The 14,960-nt window shown below is 68.3% G+C and carries 15 protein-coding genes; 5 read left to right on the forward strand and 10 right to left on the reverse strand.

The window, feature by feature from the left end:
- Window positions 1-6 precede the first annotated feature (6 nt).
- The 10 genes from ACWPKK_RS18755 to ACWPKK_RS18800 all read right to left on the reverse strand — a co-directional run bounded on the left by ACWPKK_RS18755 (window position 7) and on the right by ACWPKK_RS18800 (window position 8,191).
- Window positions 7-585 (reverse strand): hemerythrin domain-containing protein, encoded by a 579-nt coding sequence (locus tag ACWPKK_RS18755; RefSeq protein WP_452007143.1) that lies wholly within the window; start codon window positions 583-585, stop codon window positions 7-9.
- A gap of 34 nt (window positions 586-619) precedes the next feature.
- Entirely contained in the window at window positions 620-1,138 is a 519-nt protein-coding gene (locus tag ACWPKK_RS18760; RefSeq protein ID WP_452007145.1) for a flavin reductase, read from the reverse strand.
- A 17-nt stretch (window positions 1,139-1,155) separates the two neighbouring features.
- The gene (locus tag ACWPKK_RS18765; protein WP_452007147.1) at window positions 1,156-2,118 is read right to left on the reverse strand and encodes a PDR/VanB family oxidoreductase; all 963 of its coding nucleotides are present in this window, start codon (window positions 2,116-2,118) and stop codon (window positions 1,156-1,158) included.
- 12 nt (window positions 2,119-2,130) lie between these two features.
- Window positions 2,131-2,871 (reverse strand): SDR family NAD(P)-dependent oxidoreductase, encoded by a 741-nt coding sequence (locus tag ACWPKK_RS18770; protein WP_452007149.1) that lies wholly within the window; start codon window positions 2,869-2,871, stop codon window positions 2,131-2,133.
- 14 nt (window positions 2,872-2,885) lie between these two features.
- Window positions 2,886-3,362, reverse strand: a complete 477-nt coding sequence (locus ACWPKK_RS18775) for an aromatic-ring-hydroxylating dioxygenase subunit beta (protein ID WP_452007151.1) — start codon at window positions 3,360-3,362, stop codon at window positions 2,886-2,888.
- Between the two features lie 189 nt (window positions 3,363-3,551).
- The gene (locus tag ACWPKK_RS18780) at window positions 3,552-4,841 is read right to left on the reverse strand and encodes an aromatic ring-hydroxylating oxygenase subunit alpha (RefSeq protein WP_452007153.1); all 1,290 of its coding nucleotides are present in this window, start codon (window positions 4,839-4,841) and stop codon (window positions 3,552-3,554) included.
- 41 nt (window positions 4,842-4,882) lie between these two features.
- Complete coding sequence (locus ACWPKK_RS18785; RefSeq protein ID WP_452007155.1) at window positions 4,883-5,410, reverse strand: nuclear transport factor 2 family protein; 528 nt, start codon at window positions 5,408-5,410, stop codon at window positions 4,883-4,885.
- Window positions 5,407-5,766: a hypothetical protein gene (locus ACWPKK_RS18790; protein ID WP_324870672.1), complete on the reverse strand. Its 360-nt coding sequence runs from the start codon at window positions 5,764-5,766 to the stop codon at window positions 5,407-5,409. Before ACWPKK_RS18790 ends, ACWPKK_RS18785 begins: the two co-directional genes overlap by 4 nt.
- Before the next feature lie 21 nt (window positions 5,767-5,787).
- Entirely contained in the window at window positions 5,788-6,954 is a 1,167-nt protein-coding gene (locus tag ACWPKK_RS18795; protein ID WP_452007158.1) for an acyl-CoA dehydrogenase family protein, read from the reverse strand.
- A 100-nt stretch (window positions 6,955-7,054) separates the two neighbouring features.
- A complete protein-coding gene (locus ACWPKK_RS18800; protein WP_452007160.1) occupies window positions 7,055-8,191 on the reverse strand; it encodes an amidase in 1,137 nt (378 codons plus the stop codon).
- Window positions 8,192-9,021: 830 nt separating this feature from the next.
- Between ACWPKK_RS18800 and ACWPKK_RS18805 the strand changes: the two genes are divergently transcribed.
- The 5 genes from ACWPKK_RS18805 to ACWPKK_RS18825 all read left to right on the forward strand — a co-directional run bounded on the left by ACWPKK_RS18805 (window position 9,022) and on the right by ACWPKK_RS18825 (window position 14,959).
- Window positions 9,022-10,176, forward strand: coding sequence for an ABC transporter substrate-binding protein (locus ACWPKK_RS18805; RefSeq protein WP_452007162.1), 1,155 nt, complete (start codon window positions 9,022-9,024; stop codon window positions 10,174-10,176).
- Between the two features lie 106 nt (window positions 10,177-10,282).
- Entirely contained in the window at window positions 10,283-11,320 is a 1,038-nt protein-coding gene (locus tag ACWPKK_RS18810) for a branched-chain amino acid ABC transporter permease (RefSeq protein ID WP_452007164.1), read from the forward strand.
- Window positions 11,321-11,367: 47 nt separating this feature from the next.
- The gene (locus ACWPKK_RS18815; RefSeq protein ID WP_452007166.1) at window positions 11,368-13,191 is read left to right on the forward strand and encodes a branched-chain amino acid ABC transporter ATP-binding protein/permease; all 1,824 of its coding nucleotides are present in this window, start codon (window positions 11,368-11,370) and stop codon (window positions 13,189-13,191) included.
- On the forward strand, window positions 13,188-13,937 hold the full coding sequence (locus tag ACWPKK_RS18820; RefSeq protein ID WP_324870678.1) for an ABC transporter ATP-binding protein: 750 nt from the start codon (window positions 13,188-13,190) through the stop codon (window positions 13,935-13,937). The genes ACWPKK_RS18815 and ACWPKK_RS18820 overlap by 4 nt, the downstream gene beginning before the upstream one ends.
- Window positions 13,934-14,959 (forward strand): ketopantoate reductase family protein, encoded by a 1,026-nt coding sequence (locus ACWPKK_RS18825; protein WP_452007169.1) that lies wholly within the window; start codon window positions 13,934-13,936, stop codon window positions 14,957-14,959. The genes ACWPKK_RS18820 and ACWPKK_RS18825 overlap by 4 nt, the downstream gene beginning before the upstream one ends.
- Window position 14,960: the final 1 nt, after the last annotated feature.

Consider the following 14,960-nt stretch of genomic DNA (forward strand, 5'->3'; position numbering starts at 1 on the left):
GCCGGCCTATGCGAATTGGCGCCCGTAGCCTATCGGCGGCGGGGCCAGATCCAGAATACGCTGGTAGAGCCTCTCCGCCTCCTCCTTCGGCTTGATGCCGAACAGGGGATTGTCGTTCGCGCGGAAGGCGGCGTCGATCTCCCGCCAATCCTCCTCCGTCAGGACCCGTTCGGCCAGGGGGAGAAGCTGTTCCTCCTCGGTCTGGAGATGGGCGTATTCCAGGGTGGCGTAGCGTTCGGCGGTGGCGAAGAAATCCTCCGCGGCGCCGTCGTCGCCTGCCTCGTAGCAGACCAGCTGTCGTTTCAGCGTCTCGATCATCGGATAGCCCAGCGCGTGCTCGCGCTCCAGCTTGGCCAGCAGGGCTTCGGCTTCCGGTGCGCGGCGGCGGACCGCGGCGAAGAGGAAACGATCCTCCTTCGGGTGGTGCCAGTGGTCAGGGTATGTGACAATGTAGTCGAGGATGGCGCGCAGCAGGGGGAAGTCGGGGGATGCCCCGCCGCGGATGGCGCGGATCTGGTGGCGCAGGGCGTGCAGCACCGCGGCGATGGCGAAATGCTCGTCCTTGATGATGCGGATGGCGTCCATGCTGGGTCGGTCTCCCCGATCTGGGTGGTGAGGATCAGGGCAGCGCGCGCGAGGCGTCGCCCAGCCGGTGATAGGCGCGGTTGAAGTAGACGAGGCCGCCGTCGGGCCTGTCTTCGGGGCCCGCGTCGCGCTGGCGGATGTCGACGACCTGACAGTAGAAGACGCTGTGGGTGCCGACGCTGTGGGTGTCGACGATGCGGCAGTCGAAATTGACCAGTGCGCCGGCCAGCGCCGGGCTGCCGGTTTCCAGGCTGGTCCAGTCGGCATGGGCGAAGCGCTCGTCGGCCGACAGGCTGCGGTTGGAGAAGACCTCCGACAAGGACTGCTGCCCGCCGCAGAGGGGGTTGACGCACAGCACGCCATTCTCCGTGAAGGCCCGATGCACGAAGGACGACTGGTTCAGGCAGACCAGCAGGGTCGGCGGCTGGTCGGTCACGCTGCACACTGCGGTGGCGGTGAAGCCGGCCCGGCCGCCGGGACCGGCGGTGGTGATGATGTTCACGGCACCGGTCAGCATCGACATGCCGTTGCGGAAGCGGGAAACCTCAACCATGGGGGAAGTCCTTAGTCTCAGATGTCGAGGACGAGCGTGTCGGTGCGGGCGCGCGAGCAGCAGAGCAGGATCTGGTCGTTGTCGGCCTTCTCCTCGTCGGTCAGGAAGACGTCGCGGTGGTCGGGCGTGCCCTCCAGCACGGTGCACAGGCAGGTGCCGCAGACGCCCTGCTCACAGGACATCTGCACCTTGATGCCGATGCGGCCGAGCGCCTGGACGATGGTTTCGTCCTCCGCCACCTGCACGGTCTTGCCGCTGCGCTTCGCCACCACCTCGAAGGCACCGCCGCCGGTGGCGACCTCCGCCTGGAAATATTCGCGGTGGATGTGCTCGGCGGGTAGGCTGAGGCGCGTCGCCTCGCCGATCACCCAGTCCATGAAGCCGGTCGGGCCGCAGACATAGAGGTGCGTGCCGGCGGGCGCGCTGCCGAGCAGGGTGGGCAGGTCGAGGCGCTGGCCGGACGGGCCGTCGTCGAGATGCAGCGCGCTGCGGTCGCGGAACGCCGCTTCGGCCAGTTCGCCCAGGAAGGCGCAGGCGTCGCGGCTGCGGCCGCAGTAATGCAGCTCGAAACTGCCGCCCGCCGCCGCCAGGGCGTGGGCCATGGCGATCATCGGGGTGATGCCGATGCCGCCGCCGATCAGGATGGAATGGGCCGCCTCCGCCGCCAGCGGGAACAGGTTGCGCGGCAGGCCGACTGCGACCTCCGTCCCCTCCTGCAGGCGGTCATGCGCCGCGACCGAGCCGCCGCGGGAGGCGGGGTCGCGCAGGATGCCCAGCCGGTAGCGGCTGCGGTCGGTCGGATCGCCGCACAGCGAATATTGCCGGACCAGACCCGGCGCCAGATGCAGATCGACATGCGCCCCGGCCTCGAAGGGCGGCAGCGGGTTGCCGGTCCTGTCGATGAGGTCGAGCAGCAGGACCCCGTTCCCTTCGACCCGGCGGCGGGCCACCGTCAGCGTCAGCGTGTCTTGCGTCGTCATGACCGTCTTTCCTCAGCGCATGAAGATGCCGCCGTTGATGTCCCAGGCCGCACCGGTGGTGAAATCCGCATCCGGCGATGCCAGCTCCACCGCCATCCGGGCGACGAAGGCGGGGTTGCCCAGCCGCTTCACCGGGATCATGCCGATCAGCGTCTCCAGCCGTTCCGGAGGAACCGAGGCGCGGACGGAGGGAAGCTCCATCGGGCCGGGGGCGATGGCGTTGACGGTGACGTTGCCGGCCGCCAGTTCGCGGGCGAAGATCTTGGTCAGCGTCAGGATGCCGGCCTTGGAGGACGCGTAATGCGCGCCCGACGCCGTGCCGCCATTCTGCCCGGCCAGCGAGGCGATGTTGACGATGCGGCCGTAGCCGGCCTTCGCCAGATGGGCGCCGAACACCTGGCAGCCGAGGAAGGTGCCGCGCAGGTTGACGGTCAGCACCGCGTCGAATTCCTCCGGCGTGATCTGCATGACCGGGGTCATCGGCGTCATCGCCGCGTTGTTGACCGCCACATGCAGCGCGTCCCAGCGGGCCAGCACGGCGTCGAGCGCCGCAGCGAAATCCGCCTTGCGGGTGACGTCGAGCACCAGCGGCAGCACCGCCTCGCCTGACGGATCCAGGCTTGCCGCCGTCTCCCGTACCGCGTCCTCCGCGACGTCGGTCAGGGCGACGCGGTAGCCTGCGGCGAGGAACTGTTCGGCGATGACCCGGCCCAGCCCCTGGGCCGCGCCGGTGACGAGTGCGACCTGTGCCATCCCGTGGACTCCTGTCAGAGGATGTAGCCGATGCTGTGCAGCGCGTCGGTGGAGTTCACCAGCCGGACGATCTTGCTCTTCAGCCGGAAGCCGTCACCGCTGCGGGCGAGTTCGTAGGTCACGTCGGCGGTGTAGTCGCGCAGCGTCTCCTTGCGGAACTCGCGCAGATGCTGGGCGGCGCGCACCGTGATGGCGGCGCCGTCGTCGGCCAGGATGCGGAAGCGCGACAGCGAGCGCACCGTGCGCGAGGCCGGCTGGGTCGAGACGGACTCGCCGCTGGTCAGGCGGGCGACGCGCTTGGCGCGCATGTCGGCGTCGTCATAGGCGTAGTTCAGCCGGTCGGCGAGGTCCGTTGCCTCGGGATCGATCGGCACGATGTAGAGGCCGTCGGTGGTCCATTGCGCCAGCCAGTCCTGATAGTCGCGGTGGTCGAGCATGTCGGCCTCCTGCCAAAGGAAGGCGCTGACCTCGGTGAGGAGTTGGGTGTTCATGGGGTGTGTCTCCGGGGGGTGTCAGGGGGTGGCGAAGTCTTGCCCCCACCCCGACCCTCCCCCGCTCTCGGCGGACCGAAGGTCCGTCCGATGCGGGGGAGGGAGTAGGCGCTGATGTGGGAAAGTGGCGGCAGTTCCCTCCCCTGCGAAGCGGGGGAGGGTTAGGGTGGGGGCATCACTGCCACCCCCTCACTCCGTCATCAGCTTCTTCCACTGCTGGTAGGCGGCGCGCATGCCGGTCTCGGCGCTGACGTCGCCGGCGCGGCCGTCTTCGGTGATGCGCTCGCCGGGCAGGCCGCGGTTCAGCAGGATCCACAGGTCGGTGCCGGCCTGGGCGCCCTTCTGCACACGCTCCCACGCTTCCGAGTCATCGGGCGTGCCGAAGCCCATCGGGCCCTGGAAGTGCTCGTGCAGGCGAAGGCGGGCGCGGTTGGCGGCGGCGGGGCCGCCGTCCATGGTGATGACGGCGTGGTGGATCTCGGTCTCGTTCACCGACACCGGGCGCAGCACGCGAAAGAAGGCCATCGAACAGGCGATGTTGGGGAACAGGTTCAGGTTGAAGCCCGACCCGCCGACGGCGCGGACGATGCGGCGCACCTTGGCCTCGTCATGCCCCTCCTTGCGCAGTTCCTCGGCCAACTCCTCGAAGCGGGCGGGGATGGGGGCGTCGAGGTTCTCCTCCAGATCCACCAGCTCGGGGATCATCACCATGACGCTGTGGCCGTTGCCGAGATCCTCGACGAAGCCAGGGCCGTTGACGAAGTCCAGCATGCGTTCGGTCTGTTCGTCGACCGAGGACAGGAAGGACTTGTGGACGACCGGGAAGTGATAGCCGTCGGTGGTGTTCTCCAGCTGGATCTTCCAGTTGCCGGGGAAGCGGAAGCGGTGCTCGCCGGCCACCTTGATCGGATAGCCGCCGCCCTGCTTCATGAACAGGTCCATCCACTTCTTCGCCGGGCCGAGCCAATCAGCGAGCGGTTCGATGTCTTCGCGGAAGGTGGCGAAGACCATGCCGGCATATTCCTCGACCCGCAGGCTCTTCAGCGGATATTCGCCCTTGTCGAGGCACTGGCCGTAGCTTTCCGGATGCGGCACGCCGCGCAGACTGCCGTCCAGGCCGTAGCTCCAGCCGTGATAGGGGCAGACGAAGCTGTTGGTCCGGCCCCTCTTCTCCTCGCAGACCGTGGCGGCGCGGTGGCGGCAGCGGTTCAGCAGGACGTGGATCTTCTGCTTGCGGTCGCGCACCACCACCACCGGCTGGCGGCCGACATAGGTGGACTTGTAGTCGCCGGCCTCCTTCACCTCGCTGACATGGGCGACCCAGACCCAGCAGTTGGCGAAGATGCGGTCCATCTCCTGTTCGAAGATCGCCGGGTCGGTGTAGAGAGAGGTGTGGGCGCGGTCGGCGCGGACGAGCTCGGCAAGGTCGCGCGACGCTGCCGTAGGGGAGGCGGGCGGAGCTTTGAGGTCAATGGCCATTGCTATGGTCTTTCCGTCTTGGGGGCGGAGAGGAAGGGGGATCACTCCGGGACCGGAACCGGGTCGGGGCGGTTCCAGCCGTCGACCGGGCGACTGAACAGGTTTTCGGTGCGGAAATGGCTCATGCGCCAGGCACCCTCCTCCAGGCGGAAATCCACCGTCAGCCGGGCGGCGTTCAGGTGCGATCCGCCGGCGGCGAAGGTCGAGGTCTGCAGCATGATCCAGCTGCCCGCCGCCGATTCCGGACCGGTGGTCCGGATCAGCTCGGAGGTCAGGAAATGCACGTTCAGCGCGAAGTGGGAGGGTTCGACCATGTATCTGGCGAACATCTCCCGCAGGGCCGCGCGGCCGGTGATCCGGCCGAAGGTCTTGGCGTATCTCTCACCGATGCCCTCCCACACCGCGTCGCGCGTGAACAGGCCGGCAAGCTCGTCCAACGGCGTCGCCGGGGTCAGCGCGTCGCACAGCGCCATGTAGCGCGTCATGCAAGCGCGGACGGCGGCCTCCGCCTCGAAACGGGCGAGGCGTGCCTGCAGATCGAGGACTTCGGCGGGGAGGGCGGCGGTCATTGCGGGATCACCAACTCGCGGCCGACGCGAGCCTCGACGCGGCAGTATTTCCACAGCTTGAAGGTGCCGTCGCCGACAGGGGTGACGCGGAACAGGTTGCAGGCGGCGGTCACCGTCTCGATGTCCGGCACGTCGGCCAGCACATAGGTGGTCCAGGGCCAGTTGGTGGACGGGCCGACCATGATCTGGTCGTCGTCCATGTTGCCCAGAACCGTCACACCCGGCAGTTCGCCGATGCCGCGCATCATGCTGGAGAAGGCGCCCCAGACCTGCTTGGCCTCTTCCGCCGTCGCGTCGAAGAAGTTCTGGTTGACGCCGATGCAGAACAGAACGCGCAGGGGCTTCTTGTCGCTCATGGAAGGTCTCCGGGGTGGGGGTCAGAGATAGCCGGGCAGGGGGGACAGGCCGAACAGCATGGCGCCGGCGTTCTGGTAGGTGACGTCGCCGAGGAAGGCGTGCTGGGTGATCATCTGGACGTCGCGGACCTGCCGCGCGATCGGGCAGTGCTCATAGACGCCGGCCATGCCGGTCAGCATCTGCGCCCGGCGCGTCACCTCGGCGGCGGTGCGGGTTGCGTGGGTGGCGGACAGGCGCAGCATGCTGACCTGATCCGGCGCCGGATCGTCGCCGGCAAGCAGGCACTGCCACACCTCGTCGATGGCGCCGTAGAACCAGGAGCGGGCGGCGCGCAGCTCGGCCTCCAGCTTCGCGGTCTCAAGCTGGGAGGCGACGCGCTCGCCCAGCTTGGGCGCGCCGGTGACCGACGCTCGGGAGCCCATGGAGCGCAGCTCGTCCAAGGCGGCGCGGGCGATGCCGAGCGAGACGACCGACAGGACCTGCGCCGCGAAGGCCAGCGTCGGATAGCGGTAGAGCGGTTCGTCCAGCGCCGACTTGCCGCCGCGCACGAAGGTCCATTCCTCCGGCACCACCACATCATCGACGATGAGGTCGTGGCTGCCGGTGCCGAGCAGGCCGACGACATCCCAGTTGCGTTCGATCTTCACCGCGCTGCGCGGCATCACCGCCATGCGCGGCAGGCCGCCGGTGCCGTCGCTGTTCTTCGGCGCGATGCCGACGCCGACGATGTCGGCGCCCATGCAGCCGCTGGCCCAGCTCCACCGACCCTTCACCTTCAGGCCGCCATCGACGAAGACCGCCGGTTGCGGCGGGAAGATGCCGCCCGCGAAGACGAGGTCGGGGCCGCGGGCATAGAGGCTGCGCAGCGTGTCGAGCGGCAGGGCCGACAGATAGACCGCGCCGATGCCGAAGCTGGCGACCCAGCCGGCGGACCCGTCCGCCTCGGCGATGCGCTCCACCACCCGGCAGAATTCGGCCGGTGAGCGTTCGTCGCCGCCGAAGCGCCGGGCGACCAGGGCGCGGTAGACGCCGAGCGCGCGGTAGCGCTCGACGATGTCCTGGGAGATGAACTGCTGCTGTTCGAATTCGGCGCGTCGGCTGCGGATCTCGGTCAGAAGCTCCGCAAGCAGAGCGTCGTCGAAGCTCCGGCCGCCGTCCTGTGTCTGCGCGGGCAGAGTCACCAACATCGGGATCTCCATGGCAAGGGATGGAGGGAGGGCGCGCGTCCGCATTCGGAGCGCGGCTCCGTCCATGGCGTCGGGGAATGGGGTGTTGGTCCTGAAGCGGCTAGGTTGGACCGGGCAATCGCTCGGCGATGTGGGCCGCGACCGCGCACAGCAGCTCGTCCGCGCCCTTGGCGGCGACCAGCTGCAGGCTGGCCGGCGCGCCGCCGACGGGGGCGAGCGGAATGACGATGGCCGGGTGGCCGGACAGGTTGAAGGGGCGGACCAGCGTGGTCATGCGGACCAGCCGGCTGGTGTCGCCGGCATCCGCCACCAGCGGCGGCGGACCGGCCATGGTCGGTAGCGCGATGATGGGCACCCGCGCCAGCAGCGCATCGACCTCCGCGGTGAAGGCGGTGCGGACCGTTTCGGCGCGGGCCAGATCCTCCGCCGTGGTGCGGGCGGCGTTGCGCAGGCGGAACGCCACGTCCTCGCCCACCAGACCGGTTACCACCAGGGCGGCGCAGGCGGCCCAGGTTTCGACATTAATGACCGACAGTCCGGCCTCGAAGGCGGCGTGCATGCCGTTCAGGGCGACGGGTTCCATCGGGAGGCTAGCGGCTTCGACCGCGGCACGCACGGTGGCGGTGATCCCGTCGTCGGCGTCCGTTTCCAATAGGCCGATGATAACGCCATCGATGGCCGGCAGCGGTCCGAAGGTCGGGTCGATGGCCGCCATGCAGGCGACCAGCCGGTCCATGTCCGTGGCGAATGGGCCGACGCAGTCCAGCGTGCTCCTGGCCGGCATCGCGCCTCGGCGGCTGACCCGTCCGAAGGTCGGCTTCAGCCCGAACACGCCGCAGCAGGCGGCGGGAATGCGGACGGAGCCGCCGGTGTCGGTGCCGATCGCGGCATCCGCCAAGCCCGCGGCGACCACCGCTGCCGAACCGCTGGACGACCCGCCGGGCACGAAGTCGGGGAATTTCGGGTTCGGCGCCGTGCCCGCCCAGCGGTTGATGCCGGTGGTGCCGAAGGCCAGTTCGTGCATCGTGGTCTTGCCGGTGATCCGCCAGCCGGCGGCGAGCAGATTGTCCACGATTTCGGCGTTTTCCGCGGCCGGCGGAGCGTCGTCCAGCGACCGGCTGCCGGCGCGCGTCGGCGTGCCGGCGATGTCGATGCTGTCCTTGATCGCGACCGTTGGCGCCGCGTCGCGGTTGGTGGCGTCGCCGGCGAGGTCGAGCGATTGAACGAAGATGGTCATGGGCAATGCCTTCCCCGGTCGAACCGGATTCCCCGAGGACTCACACGACACCGGGCTTGTCATACGCCGTCGGGATCGGAGCCGTTCAGGGTGGATGGGATGACCGAAGCCTAACGGCGAGAAACGTGAATAGTCAATTGACTTTGGAAAAATAATTTTTGGCGGCAAAGCACAAAATCCGAGCAGTGCTTTGGCGGCGACGCGGGCGGGCAAGCGGAACGGGATCGACGGGGGGCTTTCTTCATCACGCTGATAGAAAAGGAGTTTTTCAAAACTTCGTACTTTTCGGATAAGGCCTCATTCCAAAGTACCTGATCGCCGTGCTTGGTGGGAGTTCGCCTGCAAAGCATGCATTCGAGTGCCAAAAAATGGGCAATTTTTCTTGAAAATTCGATTGCGGATTCACGGAACTCTGGCTTAATGGGCGACAAGAGCGGCCGGCACCGGACGTGACCACCACAGGATTTCACCGGTGGTGCGTGGTGTCGACGCCATCGAACCCCCAAAAGAACAAAGCTGCCGGGCAATATTGGCCGGTGTGATGCGGAAGCGTCTTCGTTTCCTCATGTCCTTCCGATCTTCGTTCCTGCGGGTTATCTGATAAATGTTTGTATCTTCTATTGTTGCTGTATTGACTGATTGACGCGGCGGCGCCGCCGTTTTCATTGGCGCGGTCTTTGCTTTGTTCCTTTCGACAGAACAAGAGGTTGGGCGGCAGGGGGCTCCTTCTGGAGCCGGCCGCACCGGCCCGGCGGGTTCGGCGGCGAAAAGCCCGTCGGACCAGGTCAGACGGCTACACGAAATGGCGGCAACACGAAATGGAGGGTGTGGTGATTGCAAAGAAGCTGGCGGTTTCGCTGCTGTTCGGGGCGTTCGCGGTGGGCGCCGCCCTGCCGGCCGATGCGCAGGTGAAGGTCGGCGTGGTGACCTCCTCGACCGGCCCCATCGCGCTGGTCGGCATTCCGCAGAAGAACAGTGTGCCTCTGCTGCCGGCCAGCGTCGGCGGCCAGACGGTGCAGTACATCACGCTCGACGACGGCAGCGACCCGACGGCCACCGTCGCCGCCTTCAAGAAGCTCATCACCGAGGAGAAGGTCGACGCCATCATCGGCCCGTCCGGTTCGCCCAACGCCATGGGCGTGATCCAGTTCGCCGCTGAGGCCGGCGTGCCGATGCTGGCCCCGGTCGGCACCGCCGCCGTGGTTCTGCCGATGACCGAGCAGAAGAAATGGGTGTTCAAGACCACCCAGAACGACGACCTGATCGCCGAGGCGCTGCTGGCCCATATGGAAAAGGCCGGCATCAAGTCGGTCGGCTTCATCGGCACCGCCGATCCCTATGGCGACAACTGGCAGAAGGTGTTCGGCGAGGGTGCGGCCAAGCGCGGCATCAAGCTGCTGGCGAGCGAGCGCTTCCAGCGGCAGGACACCTCGCTGACCGCGCAGGGGCTGAAGATCCTGTCGGCCTCGCCCGACGCGGTGCTGATCGCCGCCCCCGGCAGCTCCTCGGTCCTGCCGCAGACGACGCTCTACGACCAGGGCTATCGCGGCAAGATCTACCAGACGCATGGTGCGGCGCTGCCCGACTTCTTGAAGCTGGGCGGCAAGAAGGTGGAGGGCACGATCCTGGCCGCCAGCCTGATGCTGGTGCTGGACCAGGTGTCCGACAGCCATCCGTCGAAGAAGATCGCCGGCGATTATGTCGCGGCCTACGAGAAGCAGAACGGCTCCAAGCCCGCCACCTTCGGCGCCAACGTCTATGACGCCGGGCTGCTGCTGGAGCGCGCCATCCCCGTCGCCCTGAAGGGCGGGGAGCCGGGGGCGGCCGCCTTCCGTACCGCGCTTCGCGACGCGCTGGAACAGGTGAAGGAGCTGCCTGCGACCCAGGGCGTCTACAACCTGACCGCCGCCGACCACAGCGGCTTCGACGAGCGCGGCCGGGAGCTGATCACCGTGTCCGGCGGCAAGTGGACGCTGGTGAAGTGAGCCGTGCGGCGCACCGCCCGTGAGATGACCTCGTGAAGTGATCCGGCGGCGGTCCCGGCCCAGAGTCTGACTCCCGGGTCGCCGCCGGAGCGAAGGGATACCGGTCATGAACCTCCAGATCGTCATGCTGCTGGGCCAGGACGGGATCACCAACGGCGCCATCTATGCACTGTTGGCGCTGTCGATCCTGCTGGTCTTCACGGTGACCCGCATCCTTCTGATACCCCAGGGCGAGTTCGTCGCCTTCGCCGCCCTGACCATGGCGGCGATGCAGGGCGGAACCCCGGTCCGGCTTGGCTGGCTGCTGCTGGCGCTGTCCGCCGCCGCGCTGGTCATGGACAGCCACGCCGCATGGCGGCGCGACGGCCGCATCGCCGTGCGGCGCGGGCCGGCGCTGGGTCTCGCCTATGCCGCGGGGCTGACCGCGCTGACGACGCTGCTGCCGCTGGCCGATGCCGGCGTCGCGCTGCAGGCGCTGGTCACCATGGCGCTGATCGTGCCGCTGGGGCTGGCGCTCTATCGCGTCTTCTACCAGCCGATCGCCGCGGCGCACCCGCTGGTTCTGCTGATCGTCTCCATCGCCGTGCATGTCGTGCTGGTCGGCGTCGGCCTGCTGATGTTCGGGCCGGAGGGCGCACGGACGGAGCCCTTCTCCGACGGCGGCCTGCGTCTGGGCATGGTGATGCTGAACAGCCAGACCATCTGGGTGGTGGCGGTATCGCTGGGCCTGATCCTTGGCCTCTACCTGTTCTTCGAGCGCAGCCTGTACGGCAAGGCGCTGCGCGCCGCCGCGGTCAACCGGCTTGGGGCCGAGCTGGTCGGCATCTCGCCGGAACTGGCGGGCAAGGCCAGCTTCGCGCTGGCGGCGCTGATCGGCAGCCTGTCGGGCATCCTGATCGCCCCGATCACCACGATCTACTACGACAGCGGCTTCATCATCAGCCTGAAGGGCTTCGTCGGCGCCATCATCGGCGGGCTGGCGAGCTACCCGGTCGCCGCGCTGGGCGCCCTGCTGATCGGGCAGGCCGAATCCTTCTCCACCTTCTGGGCCAGCAGCTACAAGGAGGTGATCGTCTTCACGCTGATCCTTCCGGTGCTGGTCTGGCGCTCCCTCTCCCACCACAGCGCGGAGGACGAGGAATGAAGCCCGGCGTGCTGTCGAAAACTCCCGCTGCGAGGCCAATCGTTTCGATGCCCAGACTGTCGCCGTCCGGTTGGATCCTGCTGGCCCTGCTGCCGGTGCTGGCGGTCGCCCCGCTGGTTCTGCCGACATATCAGGTCACGCTGGCCAACAACATCGGCATCTTCGCACTGGCGACGCTGGGCCTCGTCCTGCTGACCGGTGTCGCCGGGATGACCAGCTTCGGACAGGCGGCCTTCATCGGCGTCAGCGCCTATGCCACCGCCTATCTCGCCACCGTGTCCGCCGCCGACCTGCCGGGGCCGCTCGCCTGGATGGCGGGGTCGCCGCTGGCCGGGCTGGCGGTGGGGCTGGTGCTGACGCTCGCCATCGCGACGGTGCTGGGGGCGGTGACGCTGCGGCTGTCGGGGCATTACCTGCCGCTCGGCACCATCGCCTGGGGGCTGTCGCTGTTCTACCTGTTCGGCAATCTGGAATTCCTCGGCGGCCACACCGGCCTGTCGGGCATCCCGGCGCTGAACCTGTTCGGCATCGCCTTCGATAAGGCGGAGGCGCTATTCTACCTGATTTGGGCGATCCTGCTGCTGGCGGTGGTGGCGACGCTGAACCTGCTGGACTCCCGCGTCGGCCGCGCCATCCGCGCGCTGCGCGGCGGGCAGCGCATGTCGGAATCGATGGGCGTCGACAGCTTCCGCGCCAAGATGACGGCCTTCCTGGTCGCCGCTCTCTATGCCGGGCTGGCGGGCTGGCTCTATGCCTACACCCAGCGCTTCGTCAGCCCGGCCCCCTTCAGCCTCCAGGCGGGCATCGACTTCCTGTTCATGGCGCTGATCGGCGGGGTGGGGCAGGTCTGGGGCGCGGTGATTGGCGCGGCTTCCGTCACCTTCGCCAAGCAATGGCTGCAGGATTTGCTGCCGCACCTGCTGGGCCGCTCCGGCAATTTCGAAGCCATCGTCTTCGGCCTGCTGATCGTGCTGTTGATGCAGCGCCTGCCCGGCGGCATCGCCGGCTGGATCGCCAAGGCGTTCGAGCGGCGGCGCCGGCCAACGGGTGTAGCGGACGGCGTTGACCTGCCGATTGCCGAACCGCTGCCCCGCCGGCCGATGCCGCAAAAGGGCGAGGTGGTGCTGGAGGCCAAGGGCGTGACGCGCCGCTTCGGCGGGCTGGTCGCCAACCGCGACATCAGCTTCACCGTACGGGCCGGTGAGATCCTGGCGGTGATCGGCCCGAACGGGGCGGGCAAGAGCACGCTGTTCAACCAGCTCTCCTGCGTCGACCACCCGACCTCCGGCGAGATTCTGTTCCGCGGCGAGCGCATCGACGGCCGCACCGCCCGCGCCATGGCCGGCGCCGGCCTCAGCCGCAGCTTCCAGCATGTCAAGCTGCTCCCCACAATGAGCGTGCTGGAGAATGTCGCCATCGGCGCCCATCTGCGCGGCTCCAAGGGCGTCGCCGCCGCAGCATTGCGGCTGGACCGGGCCGAGGAGGCGCGGCTTCTGGACGAGGCGCGCCGCCAGCTGGTTCGCGTCGGGCTCGGTCAATATCTTCACGCCGAGGCGGGCAGCCTGGCGCTCGGCCAGCAGCGCATCTTGGAGATCGCCCGCGCGCTCTGCGCCGATCCCTGCCTGCTGCTGCTGGACGAGCCGGCCGCCGGCCTGCGCTTTCTCGAAAAGCAGGCGCTGGCCGAACTGCTGGTCAAGCTGCGGTCGGAAGGCATGGCGATCCTGCTGGTCGAGCATGACATGGACTTCGTCATGGGGCTGGTCGACCGCGTCTATGTGATGGAGTTCGGCGAGCGCATCGCCGAGGGGCCGCCCGAGACGATCCAGACCAACCCGGCCGTTCTCGAAGCCTATCTTGGAGGTGTCGAATGAGCGCGCCGCTGCTGGAGGTCACCGACCTCTGCGTCTCCTACGGCAAGATCGAGGCGCTGAGCAACGCCAGCCTGCGGGTGGGCGAGGGACAGATCGTCACCGTGATCGGCCCGAACGGCGCCGGCAAGACGACGCTCTTGTCCGCCATCATGGGCGTGCTGCCGTCGCGCGGCCGGGTCAGCTTTCTCGGCCAGGACGGACAATCGCCGGCCATTCAGGACATGGTGGCGCGCGGCATGAGCCTCGTGCCGGAAAAACGCGCGCTGTTCGCCAGCATGAGCGTGGAGGACAATCTGCGGCTCGGCGGCTTCCGCTTCCATTCGCGGTCGAAGCGGGAGCAGGACGCGGCGATGGAGGAACTCTACGTCCTGTTCCCCCGGCTGAAGGAGCGGCGCGGCCAGATGGCGGCGACCCTGTCGGGCGGCGAGCGGCAGATGCTGGCGCTGGCCCGCGCCCTGATGGGCGGGCCGAAGCTGCTGATGCTGGACGAGCCGTCGCTGGGGCTGGCGCCGCTGATCGTGCGCGAAGTCTTCCGCATCATCGCGGAACTGCGCAGCAAGGGCGTGTCGATCCTGCTGATCGAACAGAACGCGCGGGCCGCCCTGCGCGTCGCCGATTACGCCTATGTGCTGGAACTTGGGCGCATCGCCATGGAGGGACCGGCGTCGCAATTGGCGCACGATCCGCGCGTCGTGGCGGCCTATCTCGGCATGGCCGGCAAGCATCAGGAGATGCTCGCCTCATGACGGAGCCGGACTGGCGAGAGGGTTCAAAAGCCGGGCGCTGGCATGTCGGGATCGCCGGAGCCGGAGCCATCGGCACCACTCTGGCGGTGCGCATCGCCCGGGCCGGCCACCGGGTCGGCGTGCTGGCCCGCGGGGCGACGCTGGATGTCATCCGGCAGGACGGGCTGCACCTGACCGACCGCGAGGGCGAGCATCATGTGCGGGTGGAGGCCGGGCCGGCGGAGGATCTCGGACAGCCGGACCTGCTGTTCCTCTGCGCCAAGGCGCAGGATTTGCTGCCGCTGGTGCGTGCTGCCCGGCCGATGATCGGGCCGGACACGCTGGTCGTCCCGGTGGTGAACGGCATCCCCTGGTGGTATTTCGAGGGGGAGGGCGGACGCCACCAGGGCCGCGCCGTCCGCTCGGTCGATCCCGACGGCGCGCTGAAGGATCTGGTGCCGCTTGACCGCGTGATCGGCGCCATCGCCTACATCACCGCGGAGCGGATGGCGCCCGGCGTCGCCCGCAGCTTCAACCCGCTGAAGCTGATCCTGGGCGAGATCGACCACCGCCCGAGCGAACGCCTCGCCCGCACCGCCGCCATGCTGACCGCCTGCGGCATCCACACCCAGGCGAGCGAGCGGGTGCGCGATCCCTTGTGGACCAAGGTGATCGCCAATCTCAGCTCCAACCCGCTGTCAGTGGTGTCGGGGGCGACGCTGCAGGACATCTACGGCGACCCGTCGCTGTCGCAGATCGCCCGCCTGATGCTGTCGGAAGCGCTGCTGACCGCCGCCGCCTATGGCGCGCGGATCGAGCTGGACCCGGCGTCCCTGCTGGCTATGGGGGCCGGGATGGGGCCGGTGAAGACCTCCATGCTCCAGGACTTCGAGAAGGGGCTGCCGCTGGAACTCTCCGCCATCTGCGAGGCCGTCATCGAACTGGCCGAACTGCAGGGGTTGTCCATGCCGCTGACCCGCAACATCGCCATCCTCGCCCGCTTCAAGAGCGACAGCGCGTTGCGCGCCGCCATGGGCCTGTAAC

The sequence above is a fragment of the Azospirillum largimobile genome, from assembly GCF_977007025.2.

Excerpts from the sequence above, each read along its gene's own strand:
- ACWPKK_RS18755 (WP_452007143.1), bottom strand. The coding sequence starts at position 585 with ATGGACGCCATCCGCATCATCAAGGACGAGCATTTCGCCATCGCCGCG.
- ACWPKK_RS18760 (WP_452007145.1), bottom strand. The coding sequence starts at position 1,138 with ATGGTTGAGGTTTCCCGCTTCCGCAACGGCATGTCGATGCTGACCGGT.
- ACWPKK_RS18765 (WP_452007147.1), bottom strand. The coding sequence starts at position 2,118 with ATGACGACGCAAGACACGCTGACGCTGACGGTGGCCCGCCGCCGGGTC.
- ACWPKK_RS18770 (WP_452007149.1), bottom strand. The coding sequence starts at position 2,871 with ATGGCACAGGTCGCACTCGTCACCGGCGCGGCCCAGGGGCTGGGCCGG.
- ACWPKK_RS18775 (WP_452007151.1), bottom strand. The coding sequence starts at position 3,362 with ATGAACACCCAACTCCTCACCGAGGTCAGCGCCTTCCTTTGGCAGGAG.
- ACWPKK_RS18780 (WP_452007153.1), bottom strand. The coding sequence starts at position 4,841 with ATGGCCATTGACCTCAAAGCTCCGCCCGCCTCCCCTACGGCAGCGTCG.
- ACWPKK_RS18785 (WP_452007155.1), bottom strand. The coding sequence starts at position 5,410 with ATGACCGCCGCCCTCCCCGCCGAAGTCCTCGATCTGCAGGCACGCCTC.
- ACWPKK_RS18790 (WP_324870672.1), bottom strand. The coding sequence starts at position 5,766 with ATGAGCGACAAGAAGCCCCTGCGCGTTCTGTTCTGCATCGGCGTCAAC.
- ACWPKK_RS18795 (WP_452007158.1), bottom strand. The coding sequence starts at position 6,954 with ATGTTGGTGACTCTGCCCGCGCAGACACAGGACGGCGGCCGGAGCTTC.
- ACWPKK_RS18800 (WP_452007160.1), bottom strand. The coding sequence starts at position 8,191 with ATGACCATCTTCGTTCAATCGCTCGACCTCGCCGGCGACGCCACCAAC.
- ACWPKK_RS18810 (WP_452007164.1), top strand. The coding sequence starts at position 10,283 with ATGAACCTCCAGATCGTCATGCTGCTGGGCCAGGACGGGATCACCAAC.
- ACWPKK_RS18815 (WP_452007166.1), top strand. The coding sequence starts at position 11,368 with ATGCCCAGACTGTCGCCGTCCGGTTGGATCCTGCTGGCCCTGCTGCCG.
- ACWPKK_RS18820 (WP_324870678.1), top strand. The coding sequence starts at position 13,188 with ATGAGCGCGCCGCTGCTGGAGGTCACCGACCTCTGCGTCTCCTACGGC.
- ACWPKK_RS18825 (WP_452007169.1), top strand. The coding sequence starts at position 13,934 with ATGACGGAGCCGGACTGGCGAGAGGGTTCAAAAGCCGGGCGCTGGCAT.